Below are 17,183 nucleotides of genomic sequence, written 5' to 3' on the forward strand. Positions count from 1 at the left end.
GCCCCGACCTACAGGCCGCGCAGGTAGAAGGTATTGCAGCCGCCGTGCCCGGTCGCGCCGAGCGGGCCGTCGATGCGGTGGAAGCCGCTGCGTTCGTAGAGCTTCATCGCCGCGTCCATGCCGCAAAGGGTCTCGAGGTAGCAGCGGCGGAAACCGAGACCGCGGGCGGCGTCCAGGCAGCGCGCCATCAGGGCCGCGCCGGCGCCGCGGCCGCGGAGTTCGGGCAGGAAGTACATCTTGCGCAGTTCGCAGGTGTCCGGGTCGCCGCCGAGCAGCGGCGCGATGCCGCCGCCGCCCATGACCTTGCCCGCGTCCTCGACGACGAAGTACGCCGCGCGGTCGATGGCGTAGGCGCGATGCATCCAGTCGACTTCGGGGTCGTTGATCGCGAAGCCGTCGCCGACCGCGCCGAACTCCGGCATCACCGCGCGGATGACCGCGGCCATCGCCGCGTCGTCGCCGGCCTCGATCGGGCGGATGCGTGGCGTCTCAGTCATCGGCATTCGCTACCTCGACGCCGAGGCGGTGCGCGAACTCGTCCGGTCGCAGGCCCGGCGCGAACAAGAAGCCCTGGCCGACCGGCACGCCGAGTTCGAGCAGGAAACGCCGCTGCTGCTCGGATTCGACGCCCTCCGCGACCAGCCCCAGCCCCAGGCTGCGGGCGATGCCGACGACCGCCTGGCAGACCGCGACGTCGGACTTGTTGCCGGGCACGCCTTCGACGAACAGCTGGCTCAGCTTCAGGCCGTGGATCGGCAGCCGCCGCAGGTAGTTGAGCGCGCTGTAACCCTCGCCGAAATCGTCGATGGTCAACACCACGCCCTGTTCGCGCAGGCGGGCGAAGGTGAGCAGCGTGTCCGGCGCGTCCTCGATCAGCACGCGCTCGGTGAACTCCAGTTCCAGCGCGGTGCCCGGCAGGTCGAACTCGGCCAGCACGCCGCGCACGTTGTCGGCCAGGTCGTCGCCGAGGAACTGGCGGTAGGACACGTTGACCGCGACGCGCACGATGCCCAGCCCCGCATCGCGCCACTGGGCGACCTGCCGGCAGGCCTCGCGCAGCACCCAGCTGCCGATGCGCACGATGTCGCCGGTGGTTTCGGCATGGCCGATGAAGTGGTCCGGGCGCATTTCGCCGAGCTGGTGGTTCTCCCAGCGGATCAGGGCCTCGGCGGCGACGATGCGGCCGCCGTCCAGGGCGACCTGGGGCTGGTAGACCAGGTGGAACTCGTTGTTGTCGGCGGCCCGGCGCAGGTGCGTTTCCACGCGCAGGCGGTCCTGCTGGGTCTGCGCCAGCGCCGGCGTGAACACCTGCCAGCCGTTGCGGATGCGGCGCTTGCTGTCGTACATCGCCGCGTCGGCGTTGTGGATCAGCGTCTGCGGCCGGTCGCCGTGCCCGGGTGCGCGCGCGATGCCGATGCTGGCGGTGATCGTGAATTCTTCTTTCTCGAAGCGGAAGCTGTCGCCGAAGGCATCGAGGATCGCGTCGGCGACGCGTTCGGGCCGGCCCGGATCGTCCTCGGTGCTGCACACGACCAGGAACTCGTCGCCGCCGAAGCGGGCGATCAAACCTTCGGTGCCCACCGCGCGCAGGATCCGGCGCGCGGCGTTCATCAGCAGCTCGTCGCCGGCGTTGTGGCCGAGCACGTCGTTGACCACCTTGAAGCGGTCCAGGTCGATGTAGAGCACCGCGACCGCGGATTGGGACGGGTCGGCGAGGCGCGCGCTGATCTCGCCGAGGATCGCGTCGCGGTTCATCAGCCCGGTGAGCGGGTCGCTGCGTGCCTGCACGCGCAGCGTTTCCTCGCCGTGCTTGAGCTCGGTGATGTCCTGCAGGGTGCCAGTCAGGTGCGAGGTGGCCGGGTCGCCCGGCACGCCGCCGCCGATCACGCGCACCCAGAACGCGTGGCCGTCGGCGCGCGCGCCCTGCAGTTCGAGGTCAAAGTCGCGTCCCTCGCGGATCGCCAGCTCCAGCGCCGCGTGCAGGCGCAGGCGGTCGCTGGCGGCGAGGCAGTCGATCATCCGCGGCATCGTCGCCGGCGGCGTGTCCTGGGCGAGGATGCGCACCGATTCGTCGGTGAGATAGAGCTGGTCGCTGGTGGCGTCCCATTCCCACCCGCCGATGTGCGCCAGCGCCTGCACGCGGTCGAACAGGGCGCTGTCGCGCTTGAGTTCGGTGACGTCGCTGAACATCGACAACACCTGGTGCGGCTTGTCGGCGTCGGCCGCGAACTGCGGCACCACCGTGACCGACAGCCAGCTCAGCTGGCGCCGCTGGCGATGGTAGAGGCCGACCAGGGTGCTCTCGATGATCCTGCCTTCGCGCAGCGCGCGGACCGCCGGGTATTCCGCTTCCGGCATCACCGTGCCGTCCTCGCGCACCAGCATCCAGTGCTCGAGCCGCATCGCGTCGTCGAGCGATGCGCTGCCGTCGATGCCCAGCAGGCGCAGCGCCGCGGAGTTGCCGTAGGTGAAATTGAGGAACTCGTCCTGGACCACGATGCCCTTGTCGATCACCTCCATCAGCTCGCGGTAGCGCAGCTCGGCCTCGTGGCGGCTGCTCAGGTCGCGCGCCACCGCCACCAGGCACTTGCGGCCGTCGTGCAGGAATCCGGCCGAATGCACCTCGACCGGGAACCGGGTGCCGTCGGCACGCATGTTGGTCACTTCGATGACGTAGGTGCGGCCGCGGTTGATGGTGTCCCAGACCGGGCCGAGGTGGCCCTTGGGCAGGTCCGGGTTCAGCACTTCGATCGGCTGGCCGATGATCTCCTCGCGCGGGCGCCGGTAGGCGGCCATGCCGGCCTTGTTGAGGTCGAGCACGATGCCGCGCTCGTCGAGGATGCTGACCGGGTCGGGCACGGCGTCGAACAGCGCGTGGTAGCGCAGGCGCGCGGTCTCGGCGTCGCTGCTGGCCGAACGCAGGGCATCGCGGGCCTCGGCCAGCAGCAGGCGGACGTCGGCGGGGATCGCCAGGTCGCGGCAGGCGGTGTCCAGCGCCGCCGCGATCTGCGCGGTGCCATCGTTGGCCGACAGCCTCGAAGTTTCCTCCGGCAGCTGGCGGCCCGTGCTCATGACGCCATTGCGGCCCGGGTGAACTTGCTGCCGGTGTCGCGGCCGAGCAGGGCCGCCAGCCAGCGACCGGTGTCGCTGAGCGCGGCGAGGTCGATGCCGGTCGCGATGCCCATGCCGTGCAGCATATACGCCACGTCCTCGCTGGCGACGTTGCCGGTCGCACCCTTGGCGTAGGGGCAGCCGCCGGTACCGGAGACGGCCGCATCGACCACCGCCACGCCTTCCTCCAGACAGGCCAGGATGTTGGCGAGCGCCTGGCCGTAGGTGTCGTGGAAATGCACCGCCAGCGCCGGCATCGGCACCGCTTCGGCCACGGCCAGCAGCATCGCGCGCGCCTTGCCGGGCGTGCCGACGCCGATGGTGTCGCCGAGCGAGATCTCGTAGCAGCCCATCGCATGCAATGCCGTGGCGACGCGCACCACGTCCGCGACCGGTACCTGCCCCTGGTACGGGCAGCCGAGCACGGTGGAGACGTAGCCGCGAACGGGAATGCCGTCAGCCTTCGCGCGCGCGAGGACGGGCGCGAAGCGGGCCAGTGATTCGTCGATCGTCGCGTTGATGTTGGCCTTGTTGAAGGCTTCCGACGCCGCGGTGAACACCGCGATCTCGTCGGCGCCGGCGGCGCGAGCGCGCTCGTAGCCCTGTTCGTTGGGCACCAGCACCGGGTAACGCACGCCCGGCCTGCGGTGGATGCCAGCATAGACCTCGGCGGCATCCGCCAGCTGCGGCACCCACTTCGGGCTGACGAAGCTGGTCGCCTCGATGGTCTGCAGGCCGGTGGCCGAGAGCCGGTCGACCAGTTCGATCTTGGCGGCGGTGGGGATGATCGTCTTTTCGTTCTGCAGCCCGTCGCGCGGGCCGACCTCGACGATGCGCACGGACGCGGGCAGGGCCATGCTCAGGTCTCCAGCACGACGAGGCTGGCATCGGCATCGACGAATTCGCCTTGCGTTGCCCGCACCTCGGCGACCACGCCATCGCGCGGTGCCTTCAGGGAAAGCTCCATCTTCATCGCTTCCATCACCAGCAGTTCCTGCCCCTGTTCCACATTGTCGCCACCGGCAACACGAACCAGCACGATGCGCCCGGGCATCGGCGCGACGACCTGGTCGCCGCTGCCGCCCGCACCGGTGTGCTCCGCCTGATAGGCCGGCACGCGCTCGTAGCGCCAACGCCGCTCCCCGTCATGCAGCAATATCCGGCGCGCATCGGCCTGGATGCGGTAACGCCGGCCCCGTCCATCGAAACGCGCGCTGAGGCCAGATTCGGCCAGGTGCGAACCAGCCAAACGCGCGCCTGTCACCTCGACGGTGGCGCCGTCGTGTTCGATGCGGTAATCGCCGTCGGCGCCGTGCGCGGTGATCTCATGCCGCACGTCGCCAAGGCGCAGCACCAGCCGGCGCTGGCCGGCATGGCCCAGGCGCCAGCCATCGGCGATGGCCCAGGGCGAGGAGGGATCGCCGCTGCGCGTCGCCGAAGCCCGCGTCGCGGCTTCGTCCTGCAGCAGCGCGGCGGTGGCCGCGGCAGCGACCGGGCCGGCATCGTCTTCGTCTCCACCGATGAAGTCGTCGAGGTGGCGGTCGAGGTAGCCGGTGTCGATGCTGGCATCGACGATGGCCGGATGCCGCACCAGTCGTTCGAGGAAGGCGATGTTGGACTTCGGGCCCTCGATCTCGCATTGCGCCAGCGCCTCGCGCAGGCAGGCGAGGGCGCGTGGCCGGTCTTCGCCGTGCACGACCAGCTTGGCGATCATTGGGTCGTAGAAGATCGTCACCGTGTCGCCTTCGACCACGCCCGAGTCGATGCGCACCTGCGGCGAGGGCGGGGGAAGGCGCAGGCGCTCGAGCCTGCCGGAACCGGGCAGGAAGCCGGCGTCGGGGTCCTCCGCGTACAGGCGCACCTCGATCGCATGGCCGCGCTGGACGATGTCGTCCTGCGCCAGCGGCAGCGGCTCGCCGCCTGCGATGCGCAGTTGCCATTCGACCAGGTCCAGGCCGGTCACCAGTTCGGTCACCGGGTGTTCGACCTGCAGCCGGGTGTTGATCTCCATGAAGAAGAACTCGCCCGACGGCGCGACGATGAATTCCACCGTGCCCGCGTTGGCGTAGTCGATCGCATGCGCGGCCTGCACCGCGGCCGCACCCATCGCCGCGCGCAGCTGCGGCGTGACGAACGGCGAGGGCGACTCCTCCAGCACCTTCTGGTAGCGGCGCTGCGCGGAGCATTCGCGTTCGCCCAGGTGGATGGCGTTGCCATCGGCGTCACCAAACACCTGGATCTCGATGTGGCGCGGGGATTCGATGTAGCGCTCGAGCAGCACGCGGTCGCGGCCGAACGCATTCTTCGCCTCGCGCTGGCAGCTCTCCAGGTTGGGCAGGAACTCGGAGGCCGAGCGCACGATGCGCATGCCCTTGCCGCCGCCACCGTGCGCGGCCTTGATCATCAGCGGGAAGCCGATGCGCGCGGCCTCGCGGGCGAGCAGGTCGGGCGACTGGTCCTCGCCGGTGTAGCCGGGCACCACCGGTACGCCGGCGGCGGCCATCAGGTCCTTGGCGCCGGCCTTGCTGCCCATCTTGCGCATCGAGTCGCCGGACGGGCCAATGAATGCCAGGCCGGCGGCCTTGACCGCGTCGGCGAAGTCCGCGTTCTCGCTGAGGAAACCGTAGCCGGGATGGATCGCCTGCGCACCCGACTGGCGCGCGACTTCCAGGATCGCATCGCCGCGCAGGTAGCTGTCCTGCGGCCGCGGCCCGCCGATCGGCCACGCTTCGTCGGCGAGGCGCACGTGCTGCGCATCGGCATCGGCTTCCGAATACACCGCCACGGTGGCGACGCCGAGCCGGCGCGCGGTCCGGATCACGCGGCAGGCGATTTCGCCGCGGTTGGCGATGAGGATCTTGTCGAACATGCGTTTAGCCCTCCCCTTCAAGGGGAGGGTTGGGTGGGGATGGTGTTGCGCGGTTCCGCAGCGTTCGCAATATCACCTCGAGCACTCCATCGGTGTTGTCGAAGACATCATTGTTCCAGAATCGCAGGGCGACGAATCCGGTGTTCTCCAGAAGCGTCGTTCGTCGCGCGTCGTACGCCGTCGAGCCCGCATGCTGGCCGCCGTCCAGTTCGACCACGATCTTTCGCTCCAGGCAGGCGAAATCAAGGATGAAGTCCAGGAACGGATGCTGTCGCCTGAACTTGCATCCCTCCAGTTGCCTACCGCGCAAGTGCCGCCAAAGCAGGTCTTCTGCATCGGTGGGTGCATTGCGGAGCTTGCGCTGGAGTTTTCCATGCAGGATCTTCCTGTTTGTCTGGCCTTGCATCGGACACTCCTTGTCCATTGTTTTCATGCTGCGGGGGCAGACCATCCCCACCCAACCCTCCCCTTGAAGGGAAGGGCTTTGGATCGGCTGCTGGCTTAGTCCTTCGCCGCCCACGCCGGCGCACGCTTGTCGAGGAACGCCGACAGACCTTCCTGCCCTTCGCCGGACACCCGCAATCGCGCGATCAGACCGGCATTGGCTGCGTCGATCGCGTCGCGGTCACGCGCCCATGCGACGTCGCGCACCAATGACTTCGCCTGCGCCGACGCCACCGGGCCGGCCTTGAGCAGCAGCGCGACCTGGCGGTCGACCGCGGCGTCGAGCGCATCGGCCGCCACGACCTCGTGCAGCAGGCCGATCCGCTGCGCCTGCATCGCATCGAATACTTCCGCGGTGGCGAAATAGCGCCGCGCGTGGCGCGCGCCGATCGCCGCGATCACGTAGGGCGAGATCACCGCTGGCAGCAGCCCCAGGCGGCTCTCGGTCAGGCCGAACTTCGCGCCTTCGGCGCCAATGGCAATGTCGCAGCAGGCCACAAGCCCGACGCCGCCGCCGAACGCCGCGCCGTGGACGCGGGCGACGGTGGGCTTGGGCAGCTCGTCCAGGACCCGCATCAGGCGGGCGAGGGCGAGGGCGTCGTCGCGGTTTTCGGTTTCGCCCGCGGCGGCCATGCCGCGCATCCAGTTGAGGTCGGCGCCGGCGGAGAACGAGGCGCCGCTGCCCTCCAGGACGACCACGCGCACGCTGGCGTCGCGTCCCAGCTGCTCCAGTGCATCGGTCAGGCCCGCGATCAGGGCGGCATCGAAAGCGTTGTGCAACTCGGGACGGTGCAGGCGAAGGCGGGCCACCGGGCCTTGGCGATGGGTCAGCAGGGCGTCGGTCACTCGCGCGCGCTCCAAGGATGGGATCGGACATCATAAGTGGCGCCGGGGCTTCGCATGGCGAGGCAGGTCTAAATGCGACTCGTTCTCGTTGTCTGTAGAATGCGCTGATTCCACCCCGGGTAACGCCCATGCGTGTGTTCCGCCTGTTCTCGCTGTTGATCCTGCTTGTCATGGCCGGCAGCGCCCTCGCCACCCCGCAGGTGCAGACCCTGTGGCGATTGCTGGATTACATCGCGGTGGACTATCCCGGCGCCGTCAGCGGCGGGGTGGTGATCAGCCAGGTCGAATACGACGAGATGACCGAATTCTCGGCGACCGTTCGCGAAGGGCTCGCGGGCTTGCCCGCGCATCCGTCCAGGCAGGCGCTCGAAGCACAGGCCGTCACCTTGCAGGATGCGATCGCGGACAAGGCGGCTCCGGCGGAAGTCGAGCTTCAGGCGCGGGCGCTGGCCGAGGCCTTGCTGAGTGCATATCCGGTGCCGCGCGCGCCCAATGGCGTGCCGGACCTGTCGGGCGCCGCGGCGCTGTACCAGCAGAACTGCGCGAGCTGCCACGGTGCGACCGGCGCCGGTGACGGCCCGGCCGGCGCGAGCCTGGACCCGCCGCCGATCGATTTCACCGACAAGGCGCGCGCGCGTCAGCGCAGTGTGTTCGCGCTGCAGCAGGTGATCGACCAGGGCCTCGAAGGCACTTCGATGGTCAGTTACGCGCACCTGCCGGAGGACCAGCGCTGGGCCCTGGCGTTCTATGTCGGCCAGCTCGCGTTCCCCGGCGATGCCGCCTCACGAGGCGAAGCGCTGTTGCGCGAACACCCCGAAGCGCAGGCGGCGGTGCCGGACCTGGCAGCGCTGGTGCATGCCTTGCCGGCTGGCCTGGCCGGGTTGCCGCAGGACGAGGCGGATGACATCACCGCGTACCTGCGTCGTGAGCCGCAGGCGGCCCTTGCCCTGGTCGAGGCGGGACAACAGGAAGGCGCGCTGGTGCTGGCGCGCACGCGCCTGAGGGAAGGCGTCGAAGCCTATGCGGCGGGCGATGCTGCCGTGGCGCGCGACAAGCTGCTGTCGGCCTATCTCGATGGCGTGGAACCCATCGAGCCGCTGCTGGGTACCCGCGACGCGGGGTTGCTGCGCGAACTGGAAACCGCGATGGCAAGCGTTCGCGGGAGCATCAGCCAGGGCGCCGGCGTGGCCGACGTCCGGGCAAGCGCGGCCGAGGCCGAGGCCCTGCTGAACCGTGCCGAAGCCACGCTGGACGACAACGACAGTGCGGGTGCCACCACGGCCTTCATTGGCGCCCTCACCATCCTGCTTCGCGAAGGACTCGAGGCCCTGCTGATCGTCATCGCGATGGTGGCGTTCCTGCGCAAGGCCGGGCGCGTGGAAGCCATGCCTTACGTGCACGGCGGATGGATCGGTGCGCTGGTCGCCGGCGGCGCCACCTGGCTGGCCGCCACCTACTTGGTGAACATCAGCGGCGCCAGTCGCGAGCTCACGGAGGGGTTTGCCGCGCTGTTCGCGGCGGTGGTGCTGGTCTCGATCGGGATCTGGATGCATGGCAAGAGCCATGCCGACGCATGGCAGCGCTACATCCGGGAAAAGCTGTCGCATGCGCTCTCGCGCGGTTCGGCCTGGTTCCTGTTCCTGCTGGCCTTCATCGTGGTGTATCGGGAAGCGTTCGAAACGGTGCTGTTCTATGCCGCGCTGTGGAGCCAGGGGCACCATGGCGCGATCATGGCCGGGGCGGCAACCGCCATGGTCGGTCTGGCGGTGGTGGCCTGGCTGATGCTGCGCTACAGCCGCAAGCTGCCGTTCGGGAAGTTCTTCGCGGCGAGCGCGGCACTGGTCGCGGTACTGGCGGTGGTGCTGGCGGGCAAGGGCGTCGCGGCCCTGCAGGAGGCCGGTTGGGTGTCGATGTCGTTGTTCGACGGACCGCGGATGGACCTGCTCGGCATCCACCCGACCATCCAGGGCGTCACTGCCCAACTCGTGGTGCTGGTGGCGTTGCTGCTCGGGTTCGCCTGGAACATCCGCAACGCGCGCGCGGCTGCCGCCGCGCGCTGACGGAGCCCTGCCTGGGCAATGGCGGGCGGCGTAGTGTTCGCGCGGCGCGCGGATTGGCCCGCGCAAATGCAGGAAGGCGCCCTCGGGCGCCTTCCTTTTATCCCTGGATCCGGCGGCTTGCTCCGGCGCGGGTCCGATCCTCGCTCAGTGCTTCATGCCGCGCTTGGCGGGGCGACGCATGTCGTTGGTCGGCATCACTTCCACCGCCAGGCTGAAGGTGCGTTCCTCGCCGGGATGCATCGCACCCACGCCGACCACCTGGTGGGCGATCTCGTTGCCTTCGTCATCGCGGATGGTCAGCACCACCGAGTACTCCCAGGCGCCGCCCTCGGACGGATGGCGGATCTTGCCTTCGACATTGAGCGGGGTGATGGTCGTCGAGGCCTGCGCGTTCGGGGAATCGAAGCGCAGGTAATGCCGGCAGGACGGACAGATGCTCGAGCTTTCGAGGATCGTCGTCTTGCAATGCGGGCAGGTGCGCGTGGCACCTGCCGTGCCCGGACGGGCGTTGCTCACGAAACGAGTTCGCGTTCCGGCTTGGTGTCGGCGGCCTTGCCATTCGACTTCGGTGCATCCTTGTCGCCCCAGCCGCATTCGACATGGCCGCGGATCCGCGAACCGGCCGCCACGGTGAGCGAGCCGGCCTTGATGTCGCCGGTCAGCGCGCCGGAGTCGAGCAATTCGACCCGCGAGGCCGATTCGATATTGCCTTCCAGTTCGCCGGCCACCATGACCTTCTTGGCGCTCACGCCACCGCTGAGCTTGGCGCCCTTTTCGATGGTCAGGTCGCCCTGCACGTTGACGTCGCCCTTGAACTTGCCGGCGATGCGGACGTGGCCGGCACCTTCGATCTTGCCTTCGATGGTCAGGTCGGCGGCGATCAGGGATTCCTTCGCCTCGGGCTGCGCGTTGGCGCGCGGCGGGGCGACCTGGCTGGGCGTGAAGTCGGCCACGGCTGGGGTATCACGGATCGGAGTCGGGGCCGCCTGCGGGTTGGGCGCGGGGTCGTTGGCGAACGACGGCACGTCTTTCTTGGCGGGGCTTTGCTGGTTGAAAATGGCCATGGAGCGACTTCCTCGGACGGGACTGGACGGCTGGGGGGAGCCGCCAGACTAGCATGCAGCCGCCTTCACATGGCTGTGACGCGGCTCACCAAATCCACCTTCCGACAAGGGGTTGCGAGGCCATTGGCAGGCCTTACACGAAGAAGATGACCGGTCGGTGTCGGCCGGCAGGCTACATCCGGAACACCCCGAACCGGGCCTGTTCGACCGGGGCATTGAGCGAGGCGGAGATCCCCAGGCCCAGCACGCGCCGGGTATCGGCCGGGTCGATGATGCCGTCGTCCCACAGCCGCGCGGTGGCGTACCAGGGGCTGCCCTGCGACTCGTACTGCTCGCGGATCGGCGCCTTGAAGGCGGCTTCGTCCTCAGCCGACCAGCTCCCGCCGCGCGCTTCGATGCCGTCGCGCCGGACCGTGGCCAGCACCCCGGCTGCCTGCTCGCCGCCCATCACGCTGATGCGCGCGTTGGGCCACATCCACAGGAAGCGCGCGCCATAGGCTCGGCCGCACATGGCGTAGTTGCCGGCGCCGAAGCTGCCGCCGATCACCACGGTGAACTTCGGCACGCTCGAACAGGCGACCGCGGTGACCATCTTGGCCCCGTCCTTGGCGATGCCGGCGTTCTCGTACTTCCTGCCGACCATGAAGCCGGTGATGTTCTGCAGGAACACCAGCGGGATGCCGCGCTGGTTGCACAGTTCGATGAAGTGCGCGCCCTTGAGCGCGCTTTCCGAGAACAGGATGCCGTTGTTAGCGACGATGCCGACCGGGTAGCCGTGCAGGTGGGCGAAGCCGGTGACCAGGGTCTTGCCGTAGCGCGCCTTGAACTCGTCGAACTCGCTGCCGTCGACGATGCGCGCGATCACCTCGCGGATGTCGAACGGACGGCGCGTGTCCTTCGGCACGATGCCGTACAGCTCGCGGGCCGAATACAGCGGCTCGCACGGCTCGCGCGTTGCCAGCTGCACCACCTTGCGGCGGTTGAGGTTGCCGACCAGGTTGCGTGCGATCTCCAGCGCGTGGCGATCGTCCTCGGCGAAGTGGTCGGCCACGCCGGACACCGACGTGTGCACGTCGGCACCGCCAAGCGCCTCGGCGTCCACGACCTCGCCGGTCGCCGCCTTCACCAGCGGCGGGCCGCCGAGGAAGATCGTGCCCTGTTCCTTGACGATGATGCTTTCGTCGCTCATCGCCGGCACGTAGGCGCCGCCGGCGGTGCAGCTGCCCATGACCACGGCCAGCTGGGGAATGTTCTGCGCGCTCATCCGCGCCTGGTTGTAGAAGATGCGGCCGAAGTGCTCCTTGTCCGGGAACACCTCGTCCTGCAGCGGCAGGAAGGCGCCGCCGGAGTCGACCAGGTACACGCAGGGCAGGTGGTTCTCGCGCGCGATCTCCTGTGCCCGCAGGTGCTTCTTCACCGTCATCGGGAAGTAGGTGCCGCCCTTGACCGTGGCGTCATTGGCGACCACCACGACTTCCTGGCCCATCACCCGGCCGATGCCGCAGACCATGCCGGCTGCGGGCGCGGCATCGTCGTACATCTCCTCGGCGGCGAGCGGCGCGATTTCCAGGAAGGGAGAGCCGGGGTCGAGCAGGGCGGTGATGCGATCGCGTACCGGCAACTTGCCGCGTGCGACGTGCTTCTCATGCGCCTTGGCGCCACCGCCCGCGGCCGCGCGCGCGAGGCGGCGGTCGAGTTCGCGCGACAGTTCGTCGTGGTAGGCGACGTTCTCGACGAACGACTGCGCGCGTGTATCCAGGGCGGAGCGGAGGACGGGCATGGCGGACCAGGTCAAGGCGGGGAAGGCAAAGGATAACCGCAGCCTCCACGCATCGCCGCCCGGAGCCCGGAAACACGAAGACCCGCCGAAGCGGGTCCCGTGCGAGCAGCAATGAAGCCTGGCTCAGTTCTTGGCTTCGTCGGCAGCGGCCTCGGCCTTGTCGGCGACATCCTGCGCGGCAGCCTGGGTGGCGTCGGCAGCGTCGGAGACGGCCTGGCTGGTGGCGTCGGCGGCGTCGGCGGCGGCAGCCTGGGTGGCATCGGCGGCATCGCTGGCAGCAGCCTGCGTTGCATCGGCGACTTCCGAAGCGGCCTCACCGGTGGCGGCGGCAGCGGCGTCGGCGCCTTCGGCAATCGCGTCACCGGCGTCGGATGCGGCAGCGGCGGCGGAATCGCCCGCCTGTTCCATCGCCGACTGTGCTTCGGCGGCCTGGTCCTGGGCGGTCGGGGTTTCGTTCTTGCATGCGGACAGTGCCAGCACGCTGGCAGCCAACAGGACGACAATACGGGTGTTCATGGGTGCGGGTACTCCTGAAGTGTCTGTTTCCAGTGATCGGAGCGCACGCAATTGCGATCACGCTCCCCCTGACGGAAAAAGTCGCTGGCGAACCAGCGACTTTTCCTTTATTGCAACGTCGTTTGGAAGCCGATTACTGCTGGGCTTCTTCCGCGGCGTCCTTGGACTGGTCGGCGGCGTCGGCGGCAGCGTCGGCGGCGTCGGCAGCAGCGTCGGCAGCTTCGCCGGTCGTTGCGGCAGCAGCGTCGGCAGCGGAATCGCTGGCAGCAGCGGCGGCGTCGGCGGCGGTGTCAGCGGCGTCCTGCGCAACGTCGGCGGTCGCGTCACCGGCAGCGGTGGCTTCGTCGGCGGCGGTCTGCGCAGCGGCAGCGGCGTCGGCTGCGTCGGCGGCCGAATCCTCGGCCTGCTTCTGGTTGCTGCAGGCGGCCAGGGCGAAACCCAGGGCCAGAGCGAGCAGCGCCTTGTTGATCGTCATGTCAATCTTCCTCGTCGTTTATATGAGTTGGCAACGCGCGGTAGCGCGCCCACGAACATGATGACAAGCCCGTTTCCACTGTCAAGCGTTTGAACGGTTTTTTTTGTAAATAACCCATTAAACCTTTCACGCCATCTCGACGGCGATTGCGGTTGCCTCGCCGCCCCCGATGCACAGGGAAGCGACGCCACGCTTGCCACCGCGGGCCTTGAGGGCGTTCAAGAGGGTGACCACCAGGCGTGCACCACTGGCGCCGATCGGGTGGCCCAGCGCGCACGCACCGCCATGGACATTCAGCTTGTCGTGGGGAATGCCAAGGTCCTTCATCGGTGCCATGGCGACGCAGGCGAAGGCTTCGTTGATCTCGAACAGGTCGACGTCGCCGACGTTCCAGCCCGCCTTCTCGAGCACGTTTGAAATCGCTTTCACCGGTGCGGTGGTGAACCATTCCGGCGCCTGCGAGTGGGTGGCATGGGCGACGATCCGCGCCAGCGGCTTGAGTCCGCGCCTAGCGGCTTCGTCGGCGGACATCAGCACGGTCGCGGCGGCGCCATCGGAGATCGACGACGACGACGCGGCGGTGAGCACGCCGTCCTTGCCGAATGACGGGCGCAGGGTCGGGATCTTGGCGGTGTCGATCCGGCCGGGCTGCTCGTCGGTGTCGACGACCACGTCGCCCTTGCGGGTCTTGACCGTCACCGGGACGATCTCGTCCTTGAAGCCGCCATCGGCGATGGCCTGCTTGGCGCGGTTGGCGCTTTCGGCCGAATAGGCGTCGACGTCCTCGCGGCTGAAGCCGTACTTGGCGCAGGCCGCATCGCCGAACACGCCCATCGCCTTGCCGTCGTAGGGATTGGTCAGGCCGTCCCACGCCATGTGGTCGAGCATCTCGGTGCTGCCGTACTTGATGCCGGTGCGCGAACCGTTGAGCAGGTGCGGCGCGTTGGTCATCGACTCCATGCCGCCGGCGACGACCACGCTGGCCGAGCCGGCCTTGATCAGGTCGTGGCCGAACATGATCGCCTTCATGCCCGAGCCGCAGACCTTGTTGATGGTGGTGCAACCGGCGCCGTCCGGAATGCCGGCGGCGCGGGAGGCCTGCCGCGCCGGCGCCTGGCCGAGGCCGGCGGGCAGCACGCAGCCCATGATCACCTCGTCGACCTGGTCGGCGGCGAGGGCGGCATGCGCGAGCGCGCCTTCGATGGCGACGGCGCCGAGGGTCGGGGTGGGCACGCCGGTGAACTGGCCGAGGAAGGAACCGATGGCGGTGCGCTTGGCACCGACGATGACGATGTCGGACATGGGAATCTCCGGAGGCAGGCCGGCGTGGGGGCCGGGGACCAGCCGATTATGCGACCGGATGCTGCAGTGCCGCAAACCGCGCAGGCCGGAGACCCGTGGAGCGGCTATCGCCACGATTGCTTCTGATTCTGGCGTTGCCCGTAGGAGCGGCGGAAGCCGCGAACTGTCGCAGCATCACGAAGACATCGCGGCTTCCGTCGATACTACAAGGGCAGAACAGCAGAACAGGGCATCGCGGCTATCGCCGTTCCGCAGCGGCCACTCCCACGGGGAATCGGAATCCGCTGCCTCAGCTGTTGCCTTCGAACAGTTCGCGCCCGATCAGCATGCGGCGGATTTCGTTGGTGCCGGCGCCGATGGCATAGAGCTTGGCGTCGCGCAGGATCCGGCCGGTGGGGTACTCATTGATATAGCCATTGCCGCCCAGAGCCTGGATGCCTTCCAGCGCGACCTGCACCGCCGCTTCCGAGGCGTGTAGCAGGCACGAGGCCGCGTCGATGCGCGACTTGTGCCCCGCGTCGTAATCCCGGGCGACCTGGTAGGCGAAGGCGCGCGACGACTGCAGCGCGGTATACATGTCGGCGATCTTGCCCTGCATCAGGCCGAACGTGCCGATCGCGGCGTCGAACTGCCGGCGCTCGCGCACGTAGGGCAGGGCGGCATCGAGCGCGGCCTGCATCAGCCCGAGCGGGCCGCCGGTCAGCACCAGGCGTTCGGTGTTGAGGCCCGACATCAGCACCCGGACGCCGTTGTTCACCTCGCCCAGCACGTTTGCCGCGGGAATCTCGCAATCCTCGAACACCAGTTCGCAGGTATTCGAGCCGCGCATGCCGAGCTTGTCGAGCTTCTGCGCGGTGGAAAACCCCTTCATGCCCTTCTCGACGATGAAGGCGGTCATGCACTTGCTGCCCGCGTCCTTGCCGGCGGTGCGCATGTAGACGATCAGCACGTCGGCCTCGGGGCCGTTGGTGATCCACATCTTGTTGCCGTTGGCGATCCACATGTCGCCGCGCAACTCCGCGCGGCATGACATCGAGCCGACCACGTCGGAGCCCGCGCCCGGCTCGCTCATCGCCAGCGCGCCCTTCCACTGCCCGCTGCACAGCTTCGGCAGGTACTTCTCGCGCTGCGCCGGGTTGCCATTGGCATACAGGTTGTTGACGCACAGGTTGGAATGCGCGCCGTAGCTCAGGCCCACCGAGCCCGAGGCCCGCGAGATTTCCTCCATCGCCACCAGGTGGGCGAGGTAACCCATCTCGCTGCCGCCGAACTCGCCGGGCACCGTCATCCCCAGCAGGCCCAGCTCGCCGAGCTTCGGCCACAGGTCCTGCGGGAAGGCGTTGTCGTGGTCGATGGCTTCGGCGCGCGGCGCGATCTCGGCGTCCGCGAAACGGCGGACGGCCTCGCGCAGTGCGTCGATGTCTTCACCCAACGGGAAAGGGCGCATGCAAGGCTCCTGTCTTGTTCCTGGTGTTGCAGTGCTGCAAAAGACAACGGGGCGCGCAGGCCCCGTCGTCCATCTTGCGTTCGAGGCGCAGTTTACGCGCCGCCGCGGATGCGGCCCTGGAAGCGCGGCGTGGTCCGGCCCAGTGGCAGCTTGAGCTTGCCCATCACCGAGATGCGTTCCTCGGCCATGCGGTCGGCGGCCTTGTAGGTCGGGATGCCGTCGCGCTCGGCGATCTCGTAGATGCGCGCGAGGTTGTGGTAGATCGTGCGCATCATGCGCATCGCGCGTTCGCGGTTGTAGCCGGTGATCTCCAGCGCCACGTTCATCACGCCGCCGGCGTTGACCGCGTAGTCGGGCGCGTAGAGGATGCCGCGCTTTTCCAGCTCGTCGCCGATCGCGTTGGTCGCCAGCTGGTTGTTGGCCGGGCCGCAGACGATCTTGAACTTGAAGCGCGGCAGGGTCTGTTCGTTGAGCGTGCCGCCCAGCGCGCACGGCGAATACACGTCGGCGTTGACGTCGTAGATCTCGTCCGCGCCCACGGCTTCGGCGCCGTACTCGCTGACGGCCTTGTCGACCAGGGTCTTGTTGATGTCGGTGACGAAGAGCTTGGCCCCGCGTTCCTTGAGCAGCTTCACGTACTCCATGCCGACGTGGCCCAGGCCCTGCACGGCGTAGCTGTACTTGCCGATTTCCTCGTCGCCGAACTTCTTGTTGATCGTGGCCATCAGGCCCTGCAGCGCACCGTAGGCGGTGAACGGCGAGGGGTCGCCCGAGCCGCCGTGCACTTGGTGCACGCCGGTGACGTATTCGGTTTCGCGGTAGACCAGTTCCATGTCGTTGACGTCGATGCCGACGTCCTCGGCGGTGATGTAGCGGCCGCCCAGCGACTGCACGAACTGGCCGAACGCGCGGAACAGCGCCTCGGACTTGTCGGTGGAGGGGTCGCCGATGATCACCGCCTTGCCGCCGCCGATGTCCAGGCCGGCCACCGCGTTCTTGTAGGTCATGCCGCGCGACAGGCGCAGCACGTCGTTGAGCGCTTCGGCCTCGGACTTGTACGGCCACATCCGCGTGCCGCCCAGCGCCGGGCCCAGCACGGTGTTGTGGATCGCGATGATGGCCTTCAGGCCCGCGTCCTTGTTGTGGCAGAAGACGACCTGTTCGTGGCCGAAGGTGTCCAGGTGTTCGAAGATCATCGGGAAAACTCCGTTGCATGGCGCCGATCCGCTTGCGCGGGACGCCGGCAATGTGTGGGTAAGTGGTCGGATC

15 protein-coding genes are annotated in these 17,183 nt (G+C 68.5%); 1 reads left to right on the forward strand and 14 read right to left on the reverse strand.

The features are described 5' to 3' along the window. Window positions 1–8: 8 nt before the first annotated feature. From ACTJIL_RS03165 to ACTJIL_RS03190, 6 genes are all read right to left on the reverse strand, one after another. On the reverse strand, window positions 9–497 hold the full coding sequence (locus tag ACTJIL_RS03165) for a GNAT family N-acetyltransferase (RefSeq protein ID WP_440754144.1): 489 nt from the start codon (window positions 495–497) through the stop codon (window positions 9–11). Further along, window positions 490–3,072 carry a sensor domain-containing protein gene (locus tag ACTJIL_RS03170; protein WP_440754145.1) on the reverse strand — a complete coding sequence of 861 codons (2,583 nt, stop codon included), beginning with the start codon at window positions 3,070–3,072 and terminating at the stop codon, window positions 490–492. Before ACTJIL_RS03170 ends, ACTJIL_RS03165 begins: the two co-directional genes overlap by 8 nt. Continuing rightward, window positions 3,069–3,968, reverse strand: a complete 900-nt coding sequence (locus tag ACTJIL_RS03175) for a hydroxymethylglutaryl-CoA lyase (RefSeq protein WP_440754146.1) — start codon at window positions 3,966–3,968, stop codon at window positions 3,069–3,071. Before ACTJIL_RS03175 ends, ACTJIL_RS03170 begins: the two co-directional genes overlap by 4 nt. A 2-nt stretch (window positions 3,969–3,970) precedes the next feature. Beyond that, window positions 3,971–5,980 (reverse strand): acetyl/propionyl/methylcrotonyl-CoA carboxylase subunit alpha, encoded by a 2,010-nt coding sequence (locus ACTJIL_RS03180; RefSeq protein ID WP_440754147.1) that lies wholly within the window; start codon window positions 5,978–5,980, stop codon window positions 3,971–3,973. Between the two features lie 4 nt (window positions 5,981–5,984). After that, window positions 5,985–6,386 carry an endonuclease domain-containing protein gene (locus tag ACTJIL_RS03185; RefSeq protein WP_440754148.1) on the reverse strand — a complete coding sequence of 134 codons (402 nt, stop codon included), beginning with the start codon at window positions 6,384–6,386 and terminating at the stop codon, window positions 5,985–5,987. A 95-nt stretch (window positions 6,387–6,481) separates the two neighbouring features. Then, the gene (locus ACTJIL_RS03190) at window positions 6,482–7,270 is read right to left on the reverse strand and encodes an enoyl-CoA hydratase-related protein (RefSeq protein WP_440754149.1); all 789 of its coding nucleotides are present in this window, start codon (window positions 7,268–7,270) and stop codon (window positions 6,482–6,484) included. Between the two features lie 128 nt (window positions 7,271–7,398). Between ACTJIL_RS03190 and ACTJIL_RS03195 the strand changes: the two genes are divergently transcribed. After that, window positions 7,399–9,330, forward strand: coding sequence for an FTR1 family protein (locus ACTJIL_RS03195; RefSeq protein ID WP_440754150.1), 1,932 nt, complete (start codon window positions 7,399–7,401; stop codon window positions 9,328–9,330). A gap of 144 nt (window positions 9,331–9,474) precedes the next feature. On the opposite strand, the gene ACTJIL_RS03200 is transcribed toward ACTJIL_RS03195, so the two are convergent. The 8 genes from ACTJIL_RS03200 to ACTJIL_RS03235 form a co-directional block, all read right to left on the reverse strand. After that, window positions 9,475–9,846, reverse strand: coding sequence for a hypothetical protein (locus ACTJIL_RS03200; RefSeq protein ID WP_440754151.1), 372 nt, complete (start codon window positions 9,844–9,846; stop codon window positions 9,475–9,477). Further along, window positions 9,843–10,394 carry a bactofilin family protein gene (locus ACTJIL_RS03205; RefSeq protein WP_440754152.1) on the reverse strand — a complete coding sequence of 184 codons (552 nt, stop codon included), beginning with the start codon at window positions 10,392–10,394 and terminating at the stop codon, window positions 9,843–9,845. Before ACTJIL_RS03205 ends, ACTJIL_RS03200 begins: the two co-directional genes overlap by 4 nt. Before the next feature lie 172 nt (window positions 10,395–10,566). Continuing rightward, window positions 10,567–12,174 carry a carboxyl transferase domain-containing protein gene (locus ACTJIL_RS03210; protein WP_440754153.1) on the reverse strand — a complete coding sequence of 536 codons (1,608 nt, stop codon included), beginning with the start codon at window positions 12,172–12,174 and terminating at the stop codon, window positions 10,567–10,569. 123 nt (window positions 12,175–12,297) lie between these two features. Next, window positions 12,298–12,690, reverse strand: coding sequence for a hypothetical protein (locus ACTJIL_RS03215; RefSeq protein WP_440754154.1), 393 nt, complete (start codon window positions 12,688–12,690; stop codon window positions 12,298–12,300). 133 nt (window positions 12,691–12,823) lie between these two features. Further along, window positions 12,824–13,165 (reverse strand): hypothetical protein, encoded by a 342-nt coding sequence (locus tag ACTJIL_RS03220; protein ID WP_440754155.1) that lies wholly within the window; start codon window positions 13,163–13,165, stop codon window positions 12,824–12,826. Window positions 13,166–13,291: 126 nt separating this feature from the next. Next, window positions 13,292–14,467: a thiolase family protein gene (locus ACTJIL_RS03225; RefSeq protein WP_440754156.1), complete on the reverse strand. Its 1,176-nt coding sequence runs from the start codon at window positions 14,465–14,467 to the stop codon at window positions 13,292–13,294. 289 nt (window positions 14,468–14,756) lie between these two features. Then, on the reverse strand, window positions 14,757–15,914 hold the full coding sequence (locus ACTJIL_RS03230; RefSeq protein WP_440754157.1) for an isovaleryl-CoA dehydrogenase: 1,158 nt from the start codon (window positions 15,912–15,914) through the stop codon (window positions 14,757–14,759). A gap of 92 nt (window positions 15,915–16,006) precedes the next feature. Further along, window positions 16,007–17,110: a Glu/Leu/Phe/Val dehydrogenase dimerization domain-containing protein gene (locus ACTJIL_RS03235; protein ID WP_440754158.1), complete on the reverse strand. Its 1,104-nt coding sequence runs from the start codon at window positions 17,108–17,110 to the stop codon at window positions 16,007–16,009. Between the last annotated feature and the right edge of the window lie 73 nt (window positions 17,111–17,183).

This window comes from Luteimonas sp. 22616, assembly GCF_052044325.1.
GTDB lineage: Bacteria > Pseudomonadota > Gammaproteobacteria > Xanthomonadales > Xanthomonadaceae > Luteimonas.